Source organism: Weissella viridescens (assembly GCF_014789145.1).
Lineage (GTDB): Bacteria > Bacillota > Bacilli > Lactobacillales > Lactobacillaceae > Weissella > Weissella viridescens.
In genome coordinates, this window is the sequence record NZ_CP061835.1 from 91,474 (window position 1) to 110,883 (window position 19,410).

15 protein-coding genes and 2 tRNA genes are annotated in these 19,410 nt (G+C 41.6%); 14 read left to right on the forward strand and 3 right to left on the reverse strand.

The window, feature by feature from the left end:
- Positions 1-20: 20 nt before the first annotated feature.
- From IE337_RS00480 to adhE, 9 genes are all read left to right on the forward strand, one after another.
- Complete coding sequence (locus IE337_RS00480; RefSeq protein WP_191136427.1) at positions 21-512, forward strand: aminoacyl-tRNA deacylase; 492 nt, start codon at positions 21-23, stop codon at positions 510-512.
- Positions 509-1,228, forward strand: coding sequence for a hypothetical protein (locus IE337_RS00485; RefSeq protein WP_072152409.1), 720 nt, complete (start codon positions 509-511; stop codon positions 1,226-1,228). Before IE337_RS00480 ends, IE337_RS00485 begins: the two co-directional genes overlap by 4 nt.
- A 10-nt stretch (positions 1,229-1,238) precedes the next feature.
- Entirely contained in the window at positions 1,239-1,910 is a 672-nt protein-coding gene (locus IE337_RS00490) for an HD domain-containing protein (protein ID WP_191136428.1), read from the forward strand.
- Between the two features lie 87 nt (positions 1,911-1,997).
- The gene (locus tag IE337_RS00495; protein ID WP_057744943.1) at positions 1,998-2,729 is read left to right on the forward strand and encodes a GntR family transcriptional regulator; all 732 of its coding nucleotides are present in this window, start codon (positions 1,998-2,000) and stop codon (positions 2,727-2,729) included.
- A 162-nt stretch (positions 2,730-2,891) separates the two neighbouring features.
- Positions 2,892-5,345 carry a phosphoketolase family protein gene (locus tag IE337_RS00500; protein ID WP_057744946.1) on the forward strand — a complete coding sequence of 818 codons (2,454 nt, stop codon included), beginning with the start codon at positions 2,892-2,894 and terminating at the stop codon, positions 5,343-5,345.
- A 137-nt stretch (positions 5,346-5,482) separates the two neighbouring features.
- Positions 5,483-6,295 carry a bifunctional hydroxymethylpyrimidine kinase/phosphomethylpyrimidine kinase gene (gene thiD, locus IE337_RS00505; RefSeq protein ID WP_141324997.1) on the forward strand — a complete coding sequence of 271 codons (813 nt, stop codon included), beginning with the start codon at positions 5,483-5,485 and terminating at the stop codon, positions 6,293-6,295.
- A gap of 56 nt (positions 6,296-6,351) precedes the next feature.
- Complete coding sequence (locus IE337_RS00510; protein WP_191136429.1) at positions 6,352-7,071, forward strand: DUF4811 domain-containing protein; 720 nt, start codon at positions 6,352-6,354, stop codon at positions 7,069-7,071.
- A 99-nt stretch (positions 7,072-7,170) separates the two neighbouring features.
- Positions 7,171-9,069 (forward strand): M13 family metallopeptidase, encoded by a 1,899-nt coding sequence (locus IE337_RS00515; RefSeq protein WP_191136430.1) that lies wholly within the window; start codon positions 7,171-7,173, stop codon positions 9,067-9,069.
- 283 nt (positions 9,070-9,352) lie between these two features.
- Complete coding sequence (gene adhE / locus IE337_RS00520; protein ID WP_191136431.1) at positions 9,353-12,049, forward strand: bifunctional acetaldehyde-CoA/alcohol dehydrogenase; 2,697 nt, start codon at positions 9,353-9,355, stop codon at positions 12,047-12,049.
- A 100-nt stretch (positions 12,050-12,149) separates the two neighbouring features.
- Here the strand turns inward: adhE and IE337_RS00525 are convergent, their stop codons facing one another.
- From IE337_RS00525 to IE337_RS00535, 3 genes are all read right to left on the reverse strand, one after another.
- Entirely contained in the window at positions 12,150-12,983 is an 834-nt protein-coding gene (locus tag IE337_RS00525) for an exodeoxyribonuclease III (protein ID WP_057744961.1), read from the reverse strand.
- 181 nt (positions 12,984-13,164) lie between these two features.
- Positions 13,165-13,236 (reverse strand) — tRNA-Glu (locus IE337_RS00530).
- A gap of 33 nt (positions 13,237-13,269) precedes the next feature.
- Positions 13,270-13,341 (reverse strand) — tRNA-Glu (locus tag IE337_RS00535).
- A 152-nt stretch (positions 13,342-13,493) separates the two neighbouring features.
- Here IE337_RS00535 and IE337_RS00540 point away from each other — a divergent pair.
- The 5 genes from IE337_RS00540 to IE337_RS00560 all read left to right on the forward strand — a co-directional run bounded on the left by IE337_RS00540 (position 13,494) and on the right by IE337_RS00560 (position 19,409).
- Entirely contained in the window at positions 13,494-14,171 is a 678-nt protein-coding gene (locus IE337_RS00540) for a histidine phosphatase family protein (RefSeq protein ID WP_057744964.1), read from the forward strand.
- A 15-nt stretch (positions 14,172-14,186) separates the two neighbouring features.
- Positions 14,187-15,470 (forward strand): GTPase HflX, encoded by a 1,284-nt coding sequence (gene hflX, locus IE337_RS00545; protein ID WP_191136432.1) that lies wholly within the window; start codon positions 14,187-14,189, stop codon positions 15,468-15,470.
- A 166-nt stretch (positions 15,471-15,636) separates the two neighbouring features.
- Positions 15,637-17,358 (forward strand): ABC transporter ATP-binding protein, encoded by a 1,722-nt coding sequence (locus IE337_RS00550; protein ID WP_243185612.1) that lies wholly within the window; start codon positions 15,637-15,639, stop codon positions 17,356-17,358.
- Positions 17,358-19,139, forward strand: a complete 1,782-nt coding sequence (locus tag IE337_RS00555; RefSeq protein ID WP_191136434.1) for an ABC transporter ATP-binding protein — start codon at positions 17,358-17,360, stop codon at positions 19,137-19,139. Before IE337_RS00550 ends, IE337_RS00555 begins: the two co-directional genes overlap by 1 nt.
- Positions 19,140-19,214: 75 nt before the next feature.
- On the forward strand, positions 19,215-19,409 hold the full coding sequence (locus tag IE337_RS00560) for a hypothetical protein (RefSeq protein ID WP_191136435.1): 195 nt from the start codon (positions 19,215-19,217) through the stop codon (positions 19,407-19,409).
- The last annotated feature ends 1 nt before the right edge of the window (position 19,410 follow it).

Below are 19,410 nucleotides of genomic sequence, written 5' to 3' on the forward strand. Positions count from 1 at the left end.
ATGTGTTAAAGGGGTTCAACATGGCAAAGAAAACAAAAATTAAAAAGATTTTAGTTGAACAAATTTTAGATAAAGCAAATGTTCCATATGAAACAATTGTGTTCGAAGACGGGATGGATCGGCATGCCGATGAAATGGAGAAATACCACCTGGATGATCACAGTATCTATAAGACATTGGCTTTAACAGGCAATGTAACCGGTCCTGTAATTGGTATTGTACCGATTGATGCACACCTGGATGAAAAGAAATTAGCGGTCGTTTCAGGTAATAAAAAAGTCAATATGATTCCAACCAAAGACCTCCAAAAGACGACGGGTTACGTACATGGCGCTAATAATCCTGTTGGTATTTGGCAAAATAAAAAATTCCCAATTTATATTGACGAATCAGCGCGAACAGCAGGTGAACTCACAGTTTCAGCAGGCGAAATTGGACGATCAATTCGCATTAATGCAGAGGATCTGGCGCAGTTTGTGTCAGGAACATTTGCTGATTTGCAACAAGCATGATGCCAAATTATTTTACAACGCTAGTGCAGTTACTGTTAATTGTATTAGTGATGCCTTATGTAGGGGCAGCAGTGATTTCAGCAATTACTAAGCGCACAAATCAATTAATTGTGAATCATTTCGGCACCCAAGCGCAGTTTTACTTTAGTTTTTTTGGCATTATTGTCCATGAATTATCACATGCTGCGATGGCACTATTGTTTCGACACAAGATTGATAAAATCAGCTTGGTCCAAAAAGCAGATGTTGAACAAACCCTAGGCTATGTTTCTCATGCGTGGAACCCCAAGAGTTTATACCAACAATTGGGTAATTTCTTCATCGGGATGGGGCCGTTGTTTGGAATCGGGTTAGCCGTTTGGCTGACGACATATGTGTGTTGGCCACAGCTGTTGACAGCATTGCTACGACTGGATTCGAGCCAACTTTGGATGGGTATCATTTGGTGGCATCTCCTGATTTGGTTACTTTTATGTATTCAGTTTTGTTTAGCCTTGAACTTGAGTCGGGCGGATTGGCAGAATATTCAAAGTGGCATCGTCAGCTACATCGTTTTTTTGGCAGTGTTAGCAGTGCCCCTCTGTTTTATTGTGACGAACACGCAAATGTTATGGCAAGATTTTGGACGTTATATCCTGTATTTTCTTCTGGCCATGTTCGGTTTTAGTTTAGTTATTGATGTCGTCTTTAATGTGTTAACGCGAACCAGAGAATAAGGAGTCTTTCATGAACGAACAAGAACAAATTCAGTTAAGCGCACTTGATGCCTTTATGCGTGAACGGTTGCAACAAGATGAAAGCGGCCATGATACAGGCCATATTGATCGGGTTGTGCAGTTGGCGCAACATCTGCTTGAGACCGAACCAACCGCTGATGCTTTCATTACTTTGGCTGCAGCTACTTTGCATGATACTTATGATGATAAGCTGTTCGATGATGTCGAGGCGGCTAAACAACAAGTGGCGGATAAAATGACTGAACTTGAAATTGACCCAACGCGCCAAGCCGCCATTTTCCATATTATCGATAATATGTCGTGGAGTAAGCAACGTTTCGGTAAGCCTGAGCCATTGGATATTTCGGGGGAAATTGTGCAAGATGCTGATCGTCTAGAGGCGATGGGGATGATTGCAGTTGCACGTGTCATTCAGTATGGTGTCCAAGCCCATCACATTTTATATGACCCAAGTATCCCACCACGTGATTTGAAGACGAAAGCCGATTATCGGAATCCTGCCGGTGAAACGATGATTAATCATTTTGATGAGAAGTTATTTTTGCTCAAAGATTACTTAAATACTGATGAAGGTAAAAGAATTGGTGCTATTCGAGATAAGGCGATGCATCAGTTTGTAAATCAATTTAAGGCCGAATGGGCTGGTGTTGATTATCAATAAATCATTAAAAGTGGTCCAACCAAATGCTTTTGGTTGGACCACTTTTATGTTATGCTAAACGCAAGTTAACAAGATGGAGAGAGTAGGATGGAACAAGAGGCAATATACTTACGTGTATTAACTGACTTGAAAAAGCGGATTAATCAACAAGAATTTGCGACGTTAAAACTGCCTGACGAACGTTCACTTGCCGTTGCATACGACGTATCACGGAGTTCGATTAAGCGCGCTTTGAATGTGCTAGCGCAACAAGGAATCATTTTTAAGAAACGTGGGTCAGGAACTTTTGTGAATCCACTATATTTGAAGAATCAAAACATGTTCCAATCAACGGGGCATAGTTTGGGCGTTTCGGACTCATTCCGAATTGACGGTGAGGCACCGGCAATTGAATTAGTTTCATTTGATAAACAATTAGCAGATAAGGATACGCAATTAGCCTTGTTTTTGGAAGAAGGCGAAGAGGTATACCATATTAAACGATTGCGTCAATTGCAGGGCAAAACTTTCATGAGTGAAGATGCATTGGTTCCGGTAAAGTTATTGCCAAATCTAACTGAAGCGGATGTCCATGCTTCCTTATTTAAATATGCCGAACTAACGACGAGGAAACCTGTGACACGTTCATTTTTGACAGTTTCAGCAGAGCCGTCAACACCACAGGATCAGCGTGCTTTGGGCTTAAAGTCGACCGAACCAGTAGGTGTGATGGCTGGGATTTACTTCCTAGATGATGGTACGCCATTTGAAGTTGGAACCATGAGAATTCATTATAAATACATGCGATATAATAGCTTTGATAGTCTGGATGGTGAATAGGCTGTTTACGTCATTTCAAAAACCAATAATTGGACCGTTCCAATTATTGGTTTTTTCTTGTATGTCGTATTTAAATCTGTTATCATGATTGTGTTGACTTAGGAGAATTGTCTTCTAAAGTCGTAACTTATTTCTCAAACAATTTATTAAGGAGATATCAAAATGGCAGTAGATTTTGATTCAAAAGAATACCTTGAAAAAGTTGACGCCTGGTGGCGTGCAACCAACTACCTTTCAGCTGGTATGATTTTCTTGAAGAGCAACCCATTGTTCTCAGTTACTAACACACCAATTACATCTGAAGACGTTAAGGTTAAGCCTATCGGACACTGGGGTACTATCTCAGGTCAAACTTTCCTTTACGCTCACGCAAACCGTTTGATCAACAAGTACGGTTTGAACTTGTTCTACATCGGTGGCCCTGGTCACGGTGGACAAGTTATGGTTACGAACTCATACCTTGATGGTACTTACACTGAAGATTATCCTGAAATTACTCAAGATATCGAAGGTATGTCACGTTTGTTCAAGCGTTTCTCATTCCCTGGTGGAATTGGATCTCACATGACAGCCCAAACTCCAGGTTCATTGCATGAAGGTGGAGAATTAGGTTACTCATTGTCACACGCCGTTGGTGCTGTGTTGGATAACCCTGACCAACTTGGTTTCACTGTTGTTGGTGATGGAGAAGCCGAAACTGGTCCTTCAATGACTGCATGGAACGGTATCAAGTTCTTGAACCCAAAGACTGATGGTGCGGTTTTGCCAATTTTGGATCTTAACGGATTTAAGATTTCAAACCCAACTTTGTTTGCACGTATGTCAGACGAAGAAATCTCAAAGTTCTTTGAAGGTTTGGGATGGTCACCTCGTTTCATCGAAAACGATGACATTCATGACTACATGGCTTACCACGAAAAGGCTGCTCAAGTCTTTGACCAAGCTATTGAAGACATCCAAGCAATCCAAAAGGACGCTCGTGAAAACGATCGTTACCAAGACGGTGAAATTGCAGCATGGCCTGTAATTATCGCTCGCTTGCCAAAGGGTTGGGGTGGACCACGTTTCGACGCTAAGGGTAACCCTATCGAAGATTCATTCCGTGCCCACCAAGTGCCACTTCCTTTGTCAGCTGGTCACATGGAAACATTGGACCAATTCGAAGAATGGATGAACTCATACAAGCCTGAAGAATTGTTCAACGCTGATGGTTCATTGAAGGAAGAAATCGCTGAAATCGCCCCTAAGGGTGACAAGCGTATTTCTGACAACCCAATCACTAACGGTGGTGCCCCTAAGGGTCAATCATCAAAGGATTTGGATTTGCCAGATTGGAAGAAGTTTGCTAACGAAATTACTGCCGAAAACCGTGGTACTGAATTAGCTGACGGAAACCGTAACATGGACATGAACGTATTGTCAGGATTCTTTGCTGAAGTTGCACGCATGAACCCTACATCATTCCGTATCTTCGGACCTGATGAAACAATGTCAAACCGTCTATGGGACATGTTCAAGATGACTAACCGTCAATGGATGGAACAAACTGAATTCCCTAATGACGAATTCGTTGCTCCTGAAGGACGTATCATCGATTCACAACTTTCAGAACACCAAGCTGAAGGTTGGTTGGAAGCATACACATTGACTGGTCGTGTTGGTGTATTCGCATCATACGAATCATTCCTACGTGTCGTTGACTCAATGATCACACAACACTTCAAGTGGTTGCGTCACGCCTCAGAACAATCATGGCGTAATGATTACCCATCATTGAACTTGATTTCAACTTCAACTGTATTCCAACAAGATCACAACGGTTACACACACCAAGATCCAGGTATGTTGACACACTTGGCCGAAAAGAAGTCAGACTTCATTCGCCAATACTTGCCAGCTGATGGAAACACTTTGTTGGCTGTATTCAGCCGTGCGTTCTCAGAACGTAGCAAGATCAATCACGTTGTTGCCTCAAAGCAACCACGTCAACAATGGTTCTCTGCTGAAGAAGCTGATGTTTTGGCAAACGAAGGTTTGGCAGTTATCGATTGGGCATCTACTGCTCCACAAGGTAAGGCAGATATCGTATTTGCTTCAGCCGGTGCGGAACCTACTATCGAAACTTTGGCTGCTGTTGACCTTGTTAACCATGCCTTCCCTGAAGTTGCAATGCGCTACGTCAACGTTGTTGAATTGATGCGTTTGCAAGCTAAGAATGGTGCAATGAACGACGAACGTTCATTGTCAGATGACGAATTTGCTGAATACTTCGGTGAATCTGGAACACCTGTAATCTTCGGATTCCACGGTTACGAAGATTTGATTGAATCATTCTTCTACCAACGTCAACACTTGGGATTGCACCCACACGGTTACCGTGAAGATGGTGATATTACTACGCAATACGACATGCGTGTATACTCAGAATTGGATCGTTTCCACCAAGCTAAGGATGCTGTTGCTACTTTGGCAGCTAATGGCGTTATCAACGAAGAGAAGGCTGGCGCTTTCTTGGAGAAGATGGACAACATCTTGGCAAAGCACTTCGACGTTACTCGTAACGAAGGTCGTGATATTGAAGAATTCACTGACTGGAAGTGGGAACCATTGGTTTAATCAACCTGCGTTGATTAGCTAATCGTTTTACTAAAAATAAAAGCTAGAAAATATCATTTATTGATGTTTTCTAGCTTTTTTATTTGGCTCAATTAACCTATAATGAGAATAATTAAATCAATAGGAGTGAACTCGACATGGTAAATAGCTTTCCTCAAGTGGTGACAATTGCAGGTAATGATAGTGACGGATCAGCTGGTGGGCCAGCGGATTTACACACTTTTTTTGCACGAGATACTTATGGTATGATGATTTTGACAGCTGCCGTAGCTGGAAATTCATATGGCATTCAAGACCAACGCACAATGCCATTGGATTTTATTACGCAACAATTTACAAGTATTGCCGATGACTTTGAGATTCGAGCAGCAAAAACAGGCATGTTGGCTGACCGAGCTATTATTCATAATGTTGTTGAAAATCTAAATCGTGTTTCATTTGGTGATTTGGTTGTTGATCCGGTTATTTCAACCAAACATGGGGCAACTTTGTTAGAGATGGATGCGATTAAAGCGGTGCAAACCGAATTGCTACCTCTAGCGACGATTACAACACCAAATATTTATGAAGGTGAGTTATTAGCTGATATGAGCATTGATTCACCTGACGATATGGAGGTAGCGGCACGCAAAATTCAAAGTTTTGGTGCAAAGAATGTGCTGTTAAAAGGGCGTCATGCCGACGCTAAGCAACTTGAAGTAACGGACCTATTGTTACTTGAAAATGGGGAAACACACTGGCTAACAGAGCCATATGTCGATACAACGCACATTAATGGAACGGGGGATACTTTGTCGTCTGTTATCGTGGCTGAATTGGCCAAAGGACAGTCAATTTTGGAAGCTGTTAAATTAGCAAAGACATTGACATATCAAGCCATTGCCGAAACGATTGAAGTGGGACATCAATTTGGGCCAATTAACATTTGGGCGGCTCAAGATAAAGCATAAAGTTCGAAAATTTGATACACTTAGTACTTAAGATAAATTAATGAGGTATTATATCTATGATTGTATTATTAGTACTAGGAATTGTGTTTTTGCTTTATACATTACTCCAATTCGTACAACACCGTTCAATTCGTTGGATTCCGTTGGTCATCGGAATTGCTTTGATTGGTGTAAACGTTTGGGGACTACGAGTTGATGACTCAAAACACTTGTTTATGACAAAACGTTCTGACTCAACAACTGAAAAGATTAAGCCGGCTGAGGAGTTAGGTTCATACAAATTCATCACGACAGAGAAAGTCGACGGTGGCAAGCGTTATACTTATGATATGGGTGATAAGACTTACCAAACTTTAGCTGAAGGAACGAAGATGACGCTAAAGATTGGGACGCCCGCAACTTTGAAAACCAATTTAACGACTTATCAAACTGATAATGCATTTGATCGGTTTATGCGAATGGGACAAAGTCAAAAGACAGACACTAAAACTGCCTATGTGATGACAATTCCTAAAGACTGGCATGTGATTTCAACGAATCAATACCAACAATTGGAAGGTTTGAACAAAAATTCTGAGAAGACCATTTCGGATGCAGTGGCCAAGCAAGTGAAGATTGAATTTGCTAAGCGCTACAAGCAGGATCCTGACTTCTTAAAGAATAAAAAGGCACAAAAGACTGTTCAAGATCAAGTTGTTAAGTCAGAAACCCAAAAATATAACACGAAATTGAATGAGCAAATCGATCAGAAGTTGAAAGATTGGCACGTACAATAGCATGAAAAACCAGGCAACTTATCTGTTGCTTGGTTTTTTATTAGATATTAATGAGAAATGTGCTAAACTAGTATTACTATATAAAAATGAGGTGCTGAAATGACAAAAGTACGTAAACAAGATGATTTGTACGAAGCAGTCAATGGAGAATGGCAAGCAAAAGCGGTTATTCCTGATGATAAGCCCCGCACAGGTGGATTCAATGATTTGAGCGATGAGATTGAAACGCTTATGTTGGATACAACAGATGAATGGTTAGCTGGGAAAGATGTCCCAAGTGACCCAATTTTGCAAAACTTTGTAAAATATCACAAGCTGGCTAGTGATTGGGAAACGCGTAATGCTAAAGGTTCTGCGCCTGTGTCAGATTTAATTGCGAAGTATCAAGCACTAGAATCATTTGAGGACTACAATGCGCATTTAGTTGAATTAGAACAAGCTGGTTTACCGAATGGGGTACCATTTGGTATTGCACCGGATTTTAAGGATGCGCAAACGAATGTGCTTTGGGCCGATAGTTTTGGAACTATCTTACCTGACACGACGTATTATGCTGATGATCACCCACAAAAGCAGGAGTTACTGGATAAGTGGCGTGAGTCGCAAACTGCGTTATTCAAGGCCTTTGGATTTTCAGACACTGAAATTGATGATATCTTAACGAAGAATTTGGCCTTTGATGCGCGTGTTGCTGAGCATGTCATGAGTAATGAGACGGCGTCAGAAATTACGAACGTCTATCACCCTTATACTTGGGATGAATTTGTGAAAATGGCTGGTTCTTTGGATGTCACTACTTTGATTCAAGCGCAATTAGGTCAGTTGCCAGCTGACATTATTGTTTCAGAAGATGACTTTTGGAAGCACGCGGATTTGTTCTATTCAGAAGAGGCGTGGCCTTTGTTAAAGGCGCACTTACTTGTTGCGATTGTAAATAGCTTTACAGCTTATTTATCTGACGATATTCGTTTAAAGGCGGGTGCCTATGGACGTTATGTATCTGGTGTTCCAGAAGCAAGCTCGCAACGTAAGTCAGCCTATTACTTGGCGGAATCGTTCTATGACCAACCATTAGGGCTATGGTATGCCGGTGAAAAATTCTCGCCTGAAGCAAAGGCGGATGTTGAGCACAAGGTGCAAACGATGATTGAGGTCTATAAAGAACGTTTGAACGCCGTAGACTGGTTGCAAGAAGAGACAAAGCAAAAGGCTCAAGTTAAACTAAGTGTGATTAATCCCCACATTGGTTATCCAGAAAAGCTACCTGAGCGTTTTGCTAAGCGTGTTATTCAAGATGACGATGATCTTATTTCTGCAGCACGTCGCTTCCGTGAACAAGCGACTGAGGAGGCATGGGGTCGTTGGAATCAACCAGTGGATCAATCTGAATGGGGGATGCCAGCAAATATGGTTAATGCCTACTATGATCCACAACAAAATCAAATCGTCTTCCCAGCTGCTATCTTACAAGCACCGTTCTACAGTCTTGACCAAACGTCATCACAAAATTATGGTGGTATTGGAGCTGTGATTGCCCATGAAATTTCACACGCTTTTGACACAAATGGAGCGGAGTTCGATGAACATGGTAATTTAAATAACTGGTGGACTGAAGCTGACTTTGCTGCCTTTAAGGAGCGGACACAAAAAGTCGTCGATCAATTCGATGGACTTGACGTGGAAGGTGTTCCGGTTAACGGTAAGCTAACTGTTTCAGAAAACGTGGCTGATTTAGGCGGTCTTGCAGACGCATTACAAGCCGCACAGTTAGAAGATGATTACTCTGCTGATGAATTCTTCACGAATTGGGCACGAATTTGGCGTCAGAAGCGTCGCCCTGAGTATGCGAAGATGGTGACGGCAGTTGATGTCCATGCACCAAATAATTATCGGGCCAATGTACCGGTAACAAATTTTGATGAATTCTATCAAACTTATGATGTAAAACCAACGGACGGAATGTATCGCGAGCCAAGTGAACGCGTGATTATTTGGTAGTGCGTAAAAACCACAGTTTCTATATATAGAAACTGTGGTTTTTTATTTAGCAGATCAGATTAAACGATTGTGTAAAAATATAGGAAATAGCACCCTTATGTGATTAAAGTCACATATAGATAGCATGCATGAATATGAAATGATAAAACCAGTGTTAAACCGTTTCAAAATAGTTTGAAAAAAACTTCACAAGAACTGTTGACACTACTTTGTGAAATGTTATACTAAGTATTGTTGATAGAGATAAAGAAATAAAACCTATATAAAAGAGGAGATCTTACCGATGGCAGAAGCACCTAAGAATAAGAAAAAAGAATTAACTCCAGAAGAGAAGGCTCAAAAGAAGGCCGACGCCGAGGCACAAACACAAGCTTTGGTAGAAAAGGCTCAAGTTGCCTTTAACGAATTTAAGACATTTAGCCAAGAACAAGTCGACAAGATTGTTGCAGCAATGGCATTGGCTGGTTCAGAAAACTCATTGCTTCTTGCTCACGAAGCACACGATGAAACTGGTCGTGGCGTTGTTGAAGATAAGGATACTAAGAACAAGTTCGCTTCAGAATCTGTTTATAACGCTATCCGTAACGACCGCACTGTTGGTGTTATCAGTGAAGACAAGGTTAAGGGACAAGTTAAGGTTGCTGCCCCACTTGGTATTTTAGCTGGTATCGTGCCAACAACTAACCCAACATCAACGACTATTTTCAAGTCAATGATGGCGGCTAAGACACGTAACGTAATTATCTTTGCGTTCCACCCACAAGCTCAAAAGTCATCTGTTCACGCCGCACAAATCGTTTACGATGCAGCTGTTAAGGCTGGTGCCCCAAAGAACTTTATCCAATGGATTGAAAACCCATCAATCGATGCCACAAATGCATTGATTACAAATCCTGGTATTGCTTCAATCTTGGCAACTGGTGGACCTGGAATGGTTAACGCTGCTTTGCACTCAGGTAATCCATCAATGGGTGTTGGTGCTGGTAACGGTGCCGTTTACATTGATGCTACAGCTAACATCGAACGTGCCGTTGAAGATTTGCTTATTTCAAAGCGTTTCGACAACAGTATGATCTGTGCTGCTGAAAACTCAGTTGTTATTGATGCATCAGTTTATGACAAGTTTATGGACCAATTGCAAAAGCAAGGTGGTTACTTGGTTCCTAAGAAGGACTACCAAAAGATTGCTGACTACGCCTTCAAGCCAAATGCTGAAGGTTATGGAGTCGCTGGACCTGTTGCCGGACGTCCAGGACCTTGGATTGCTGAACAAGCTGGTGTTAAGGTTCCTGAAGGTAAGGATATCTTGTTGTTTGAATTGGACAAGAAGAATATCGGTGAAGCTTTGTCATCAGAAAAGTTGAGCCCAATGCTTTCAGTCTATAAGGCAGAATCACGTGACGAAGCGATCGAAATCGTGCGTTCATTGCTTAACTACCAAGGTGCCGGACACAACGCCGCTATCCAAATCGGGGCTCAAAATGACCCATTTGTTAAGGAATATGCTGACGCCGTTGAAGCATCACGTATCTTGGTTAACCAACCAGATACACTTGGTGGAATCGGAGACGTTTATTCAGATGCTATGCGTCCATCATTGACGCTTGGAACTGGTTCATGGGGGAAGAATTCATTGTCACATAACTTGTCTACAGATGATCTATTGAATGTTAAAACTGTTGCTCGTCGTCGTAACCGTCCACAATGGGTACGTCTACCAGAGAACATTTACTACGAATCAAACGGAATTTCATACTTGCAAGATGTTGAAGGTGTAGAACGTGCCTTTATCGTTGCTGACCCAGGTATGGTTCAATTCGGGTTCGTTGATGAAGTGCTTGATCAACTTGCATTGCGTGAGGAGCCTGTTAAGACTTCAATTTACGGAACTGTTAAGCCTGACCCAACACTTGGACAAACAATCGAAATTGCTAAGCAAATGGCTGACTTCAAGCCTGATACTGTTATCCTAATTGGTGGTGGATCAGCACTTGATGCAGGTAAGATTGCGCGTTACATCTACGAATACTCACAACAACACGAAGGTGTCTTGGATGATCCTGAAGCAATGAAGGAACTCTTCCAAAAGTTGCAACAAAAGTTTATCGATATCCGTAAGCGTATCGTTAAGTTTGAAGAGCAACCACTAACTAAGATGATTGCTATCCCAACAACTTCAGGTACTGGTTCAGAAGTTACACCATTCGCGGTTATCACTGATGACGAAACTCACGTGAAGTATCCATTGGCTGATTATGCTTTGACTCCACAAGCTGCTATCGTTGACCCTGAATTCGTTATGACTGTGCCAAAGCGTACAGTTGCATACTCAGGTTTGGATTCATTGTCACACGCCTTGGAATCATATGTTTCAGTTATGGCTTCAGACTTTACTCGTCCATGGGCTTTGCAAGCTATCAAGTTAATCTTTGATAACTTGGTTGAATCATACAACTATGATCCACAACACCCAACCAAGGAAGGTCAAACAGCCCGTGCTAACATGCACTACGCTGCAACATTGGCTGGAATGTCATTCGCCAACGCCTTCTTGGGATTGAACCACGCGATTGCCCACAAGACAGGTGGAGAATTCAACTTGCCTCACGGATTGGCTATCTCAATTGCTATGCCACACGTTATTAAGTTCAACGCGGTTACTGGAAACGTTAAGCGTACACCATTCCCACGTTACGAAACATACCGTGCACAAAAGGATTACGCTGATATCGCACGTTACATCGGTTTGGAAGGTAAGGATGATGCAGCCCTTGTTGATGCTTTGCTAGCTAAGATTAAGGAATTGACTGATGCCTTGGATGTTGATACAACATTGACTGGTAACGGTGTTTCAAAGAAGTCTGTCGAAGAAAGTGTTGATCGTTTGTCAGACTTAGTTTATGATGACCAAACAATCGGTACTAACCCACGTCAACCATTCTTGGAAGAAATCAAGCAACTATTGTTGGATGAAATCTAAGCAAATTTAAAGTTAAACAAAAGCACCCGGAATTTTCGGGTGCTTTTTTTGTTATGACGAGCAAATAAAAACAGCTCAAGCACATGCTTGAGCTGTTTTTTTAATTAAGGCTAAAGTCTTTTAGGACAAGTTGGATTGGTGCATGATCTTGACGAGCACCGGTATCGATGACATCGAGACTAACCAATTTGTCACCAAGTTGATTTGAAATAAGGTAATAATCAATACGCCACCCGGCATTGTTGACCTTTGATTGCTTGGCGATTTGTGACCACCACGTATAAACCCCGGTTGCTTCAGGGTGTAACGTACGGAAGGTATCAATGTAACCAGCCTTGAGCAAATCAGTGAAGTCAGCGCGTTCTTCATCGGTAAAGCCAGCACTGTGATGATTTGTCTTTGGGTTCTTCAAATCGATTTCTTCATGCGCAACGTTAAAGTCACCAGAAAAAATGACTGGCTTTTCTGCATTTAGCGAATCGATGTAAGTCGTGTAGGCTTTATCCCAGGCTTGACGATCTTCAAGCCGAGCCAGTTCACGGCCTGAATTTGGCGTATAAACAGTCGATACAAAGGCATTGGGAAACTCGAGGGTGATAATGCGACCTTCTTGGTCCATTTCGCCAGGCGCACCGATTTCAGGCATCGTAACGGATAATGGCTCCGTCTTGGTAAGCATCATCGTTCCAGAATAACCGGTACGCGCGGTACTGAAATTCAAATAGCGGTGATATTCTGGGAAAAGCTCATCAAGCGCAGCTGCTTGTTTTTTGGTTAGGCCAGTTGGGCGTAGCTTCGTTTCTTGAATGGCTAAGACGTCTGGAGCAAGCTCGGCAAGATGTTGCAAAGTAGCCCAGGTCATTTCGCCACGTGGAGATTTATGTTCGACGGCAGCATTGATACTATCAATGTTCCATGAGATGAAAGTTGGCATAATATTCCGTCCTTTTTTTCTTATTGTGTTCATTGTAATGTATTTTGTGCACGATGTGTGAAGAAAAATGATGATGCTATGATGTGGCGGATGCTTTTTTTCATTTATAGGGTAACCATAGTCGTTTTTGAGCAAAATAAAAAGCGCAATCGAAATTGCGCTCACGTGGGGTAATGACTGATAGCCCAACAGGGAGTCGAACCCTGGATTCCGCGCTGAGAACGCGACGTCTTGACCACTTGACCATTGGGCCATGATGATAATTTGTTGACTATCTACAAATTGATAGCCCAACAGGGAGTCGAACCCTGGATTCCGCGCTGAGAACGCGACGTCTTGACCACTTGACCATTGGGCCAAAATATCATCACAACAATAGTTAACTATAACAGATGGCATAATTTGTTGTCAATTAAAATTTGACTGGACGCAGTTAGAATTATTAACCATAAAAATGCTATAATAAGGGTAACATACGACAACGAACAACGATGATGAGGAGTGAGCACAATGGCATTTAACTTATACTTAGTACGACACGGTCAAACATACTTAAATAAGTATGGACGGATGCAAGGGTGGACGGACGCACCGCTAACTGAAAGTGGACTTTCTGATGCCGATGCAGCAGGAACACGTTTAGCTAATGTGCACTTTGATGCTGCTTATTCTTCAGATTTATCACGTGCGCGCATTACGGCGGAACACATTTTGGAAGCAAATCAAAAGAGCGGTGATTTATTTAAGCCAACCGAAATCTGGAACTTCCGTGAAGTCTTCTTTGGAAGTTATGAGGGCTTACGCGGTGATGTCATTGCACCAGAGATTGCTGAAAAGAAGGGTCTTCCAAATGGGCAAATCAATACATATAGTGATTTGGTGGCTGAATTAGGAGCCGATGGCACAATGGATGCTTGCCGTGAATTTGATGCCTTTGAGGATGCGGAAGATTCAGCAATGTTCTGGAAGCGATTTGATGCTGGAATGGATCAATTACGTGCAAACCACACTGATGGAGAGAACGTGTTAGTGGTGGCACACGGAACAGTCGTACGGAATGTTGCGGCACGCTTTGCTGACGAAGCTACAGCCAAGGTTGCACCCGAAAACGGCATGGTTTCAGTTTGGACCGTCTCAGAAGATGATTTAACGATGGAAGCCTATAACGATACAACAACAATTTGGTAAAGAATAGGAATTTAAATGATAGAAAATGAAATGGACGAAAAGCGTCCAGTAATCTTAGCTGGGTTAGATCGTCAAAATGATGATTTTGATTATCAGATGGAAGAATTGGCTAACTTAGTTGAAGCCAATCATATGAACCCAGTGTCAACTGTCACACAAAAGCTTGACCGCCCGAACCCAGGAACCTATTTTGGAAAAGGAAAAGTCGAGGCACTAAAAGAAGCGGTTGATTACTATCAGGTTGATATGGTGGTTACTAATGATGAATTGACGCCATCACAGATTCGTAATTTGGAGGCTGGAACTGGTGCCACGGTTATTGACCGTACTGCGTTAATTTTGGATATTTTCGCATCACGCGCTAAGACAAAGGTCGCCAAGCTTCAAGTCGAAATTGCCCAATTACAATATCAGTTACCACGTTTACGTACATCAATGAATGTACGCTTGGACCAACAAACTGGTGGTAATGGTGGTAGCTTTACGAGTCGTGGGGCTGGTGAAACAAAGCTTGAAATGAATCGTCGTCATATTGAACATCAAATTGGCGAATTGCGTAAGGAATTGGCTGAAATTGAAGCTGACGATGCGACACGTCGTGCACGTCGTGAGAAGGAAAACATTAAAAATGTTGCTTTGATTGGGTATACTAATGCTGGTAAATCAACGATTATGAACGCAATGGTACGTCGCTTCGGTGAGAATCAAGAGAAGACCGTCTTCCAAGCCGATATGTTATTTGCGACGTTGGAAACGTCGGTTCGTAAATTGAACTTACCTGATAAGCAAAGTTTTTTGTTATCTGACACGGTTGGATTTGTCTCACATTTACCTCACGGATTAGTAGCGGCCTTTAAAGCAACGCTAGCTGAGGCTGCCTCGGCCGACCTTTTGGTTCAAGTTGTCGATTATTCGGACCCTAATTATAAGGAAATGATGAAAACGACTGCCGATACGCTTAAAGAGATTGGGGTGGGTGACATCCCAATGATTGTTGTCTATAACAAGGCGGATAAGTGTGATGGTGTGCCATATCCTGAGCGTGAAGGGGATGATCTCATTCTCTCTGCACCAGAGGAAAGTTCACAAGATATGTTGTTGGACGCAGTTCGCCAGCACATCTTTTCAGACTTAATTGAGAAGACTGTTTTGATTCCATTTGACCAAGGTCAAGTGGTTTCAGAATTAAACGATCAAGCAACAGTTCTCTCAACGGAATACGTTGAGAATGGCACGCAAATGCAAGTGGTACTAACGCCAACCCAATTGGGTCGCTTTGAAAAATACGTTATTGATTAATCATACAAAAACACACCTAGTCGTAGGTGTGTTTTCGTTTTTGATGGAAGTAAAACAGACACATTACTAAATGTGTTGATAACACTAACGTTTTGCGTGATTTATTAAAATATTGTGATAAAATAAGAACACATGTTAAGGCACGAAGTAATAGGAGAACGATATGGTGAAATTTTTAATCCCATATATTGGGAAATATAAGAAAGATGTTGTGTGGGCGGTGATAACAATTGCCATCGCTGCCGTTACATCTTTGTGGCAACCGAAGTTGCTACAACAAGTGGTCCAAGCAATCGCCGATGATAAAATGAATCTGATGATTCCGTTGGGGATTCAATTAATTGTGGTAGCTTTGATTGGCTTAGTTGCTGGAGCAATTAACACGATTTTTGCAGCCAAAATTGGAACGGGAACTGCAGCAGATTTACGTGCCGCTGAATATAAGAAGGTCCAAACATTCTCGTTTGGAAACATTGAACGTTTCTCAACTGGAAGTCTCGTCGTGCGCATGACGAATGACGTACAACAAGTCCAAACGATTGTGATGGTCTTCTTCCAATCCCTCTTACGTGTGCCAATTCTCTTTATTGGTGCCTTAGTATTGGCATTGACGACATTGCCACGTCTATGGTGGGTTATTTTAGTTATGGTTATCCTGGTTGTCGTCATTACGATGGGTGTTTTGTCACCAATGGGTAAGTTATTCGGTAAATTCCAGAATTTATTGGACAAGACGAATAATATGGCTAAAGAAAATTTGCAAGGTGTGCGCGTCGTTAAGTCATTTAACCAAGAGCACAATGAAGAAGTTCGTTTTGATGCAAATTCAAAAGAATTGACGGATATCAATATTAAAATTGGATACCTATTTGGTATTTTAATGCCTGCCTTTATGTTGATTGGTGAACTAGCAATTGCCGTATCAATCATTTTTGTGGCACGTAATATTGTTTCCGATCCAACCATGTTGGGAGCTTTGACTTCATTCGTGAATTATTTGATGCAAATTATGAATGCCATTGTTATGGCAGGATTTATGTCAATGTTTGCGGCTCGTGGAATTGAATCAACGAAGCGAATTAAAGAAGTTATGGATACCAAGCCTGACCTTACATTCGATGCCAATGCAGCTGAAGAAAAATTATCTGGGGATGTTGAATTTGACCATGTATCATTTGCTTATCCAGGAGATGAGCATGAGGTCTTGAAGGATGTATCATTTAAGGTCAAGCAAGGTGAGATGATTGGATTAGTAGGTGCAACAGGATCAGGTAAATCTACGCTTGCGCAATTGATCCCGCGCCTATATGACCCAACCGACGGTGTCGTTTCAGTCGGTCATGAAAATTTGAAAAAGGTGAATGAAAAGTCATTGCGTAAGGCAGTCGCCTTTGTGCAACAAAAAGCGATTTTATTCTCTGGTAAAATCTCAGATAATTTGAAACAAGGTAAGTTTGATGCTGATACTGCCGATATGAAGCACGCTGCTGATATGGCACAAGCAGCTGAATTTATTGAAAAGTATGATGACCAATACGAACATGAAGTCGTGGAGCGTTCAGCAAACTTTTCTGGTGGGCAAAAGCAACGCTTGTCCATTGCACGTGGCGTTATTGGAGACCCATCCGTTTTGATTTTAGATGATTCAACGTCAGCGTTGGATGCTCGTTCAGAAAAGTTAGTGCAAGAAGCACTTGAAGCTGACCTACCTGATACAACTAAATTTGTGATTGCAGAAAAGATTTCATCAGTGATTAAGGCTGATCGTATCTTTGTTATGCAGGATGGTGAACTCATTGCTGCGGGAACACATCGCGAATTAGTAGCGTCATCACCGGTTTATCGTGAAATTTATGAAACTCAAAAAGCACAGGAGGTGATTGACTAATGCAAAGTTTATGGCATGCAATAAAATTCTTTGCCCGATATTTTAAGCACTATAAATTAGGGATGTTGATCATCGCTGTGTTTACAATTTTGGCAACGTATTTTCAAGTTAAAGCGCCCGTATATATGGGAAAGGCGATTCAAGAAATTGCCAATTATTTAATGTTGAAATCTAACCCTGCTACGGCAAAACAAGCGTCAATGACGCAAGTTTATAATGCTGTAGAAATGTTTTTACTCTTTATTGTGATGATGGGAGTTGGCCTATTCATTGTTTCAATGGCACAAGCCATTATCTCATCTCGTTCAGTTGATGATATGCGAACTGGTTTGTTTGCGAAGATTCAACGCATGACCGTGAAGTATTTTGACTCACATCGAGATGGTGAAGTGCTGTCACGTTTCACATCGGATTTGGATAACATTTTCAACGCGATGAACGAAGCCATTTTCCAACTATTTGCCCAATTAGTGCTATTGGTGGGTGTAGTGGTGATGATGTTCCACCAAAACGTGCAGTTGGCATGGGTAACCATTGCATCAACGCCAATTGCGGTGCTACTGTCAGTAATTATTATTACGCAAGCACAACGCTATGTTAATTTACAGCAAGAAGAAGTTGGTCATTTGAATGGATACGTGAACGAACAAATCAATGGTGAAAAAGTGATTATCACGAATGGTTTGCAAGCTGGTTCAATTGATGAATTTATGGAACACAATGATAAGGTGCAACAAGCAACTTATCGTGGTCAAGTTTGGTCAGGAATCCTTAATCCATTGATGATGGGGATGAGCCTGGTTAACACAGCGATTGTCATTTTCTTTGGTGGTTACTTAGCATTGAATGGTAGTTTAGATCGTGCAACTGCCCTAGGGATGATTGTGATGTTCGTGAACTTCTCACAACAATTCTATCAACCAATCAGCCAAATCACGTCAACATACAACATGTTGCAATTGGCTGTGACCGGAGCGCGTCGTCTTGACGAAGTCTTTGCACAAAAGGATGAAGTTAGTCCAGCCGAACCCGTTGCTTTTGATGGTTTGAAGGATAAGGTGGAATTAGACGACATTCACTTTAGTTATAATCCTGGTAAAGAAATATTGCATGGGATTTCCATTGAAGTGGATAAGGGAAAGATGGTTGCCTTGGTTGGTCCAACAGGGTCAGGTAAGACAACGGTGATGAACCTCTTGAATCGTTTCTATGATGTTGATTCGGGGGCAGTGAAGTTCGATGGTATCGACGTTCGGGATATGTCATTGAAGAATTTGCGTGATCATGTTGGGATTGTGTTACAAGATTCAATCATCTTCACTGGAACCATTCGTTATAACATCACGTATGGAAAGCCTGACGCCACGGACGAGGAAGTCGTCTCTGCAGCCAAGCAAGCTAATATTCATGATTTCATCATGTCATTGCCTGAGCAATACGATACGGAAGTTAGTGATGAAAATTCAGTCTTCTCAACTGGACAAAAGCAATTACTTTCAATTGCTCGTACCATCTTAACGAACCCAGAACTTTTGATTTTGGATGAAGCAACATCTAACGTCGATACGGTGACGGAAGCGAAGATTCAAAAGGCCATGGATAATGTCATTGCCGGACGAACGAGCTTTGTGATTGCGCATCGATTGAAGACCATTTTGAATGCAGATAAGATTGTTGTGTTAAAAAACGGAAATATTATCGAAGAAGGAACTCATCAAGAGCTCTTGGCTCAAGATGGTTTCTACGCAGAGTTGTACCATAATCAAATGGTATTTGAATAAAGTGAAAACGACTAAATGTAAATTTAGTCGTTTTTTTTGTGCTAAAATGAAAGAAATAACGCATGAGGAGCAAGTATGAAATATTTAAAAGTTGAGCGGAAGTGGGCGTTGGTCATTGCTTTAATTCTAACCCTAGCCGCAGTTGTGCAAATTACATCAATGGATTTGTCAGCTGATGCGCGTGATATTGGTAAAATTATTGGTACCTTTGTGATTCCAGGTGCGTTTTACTTCATTGCCTTTGCGCCAAAATCTGATGATGAAAAATAAA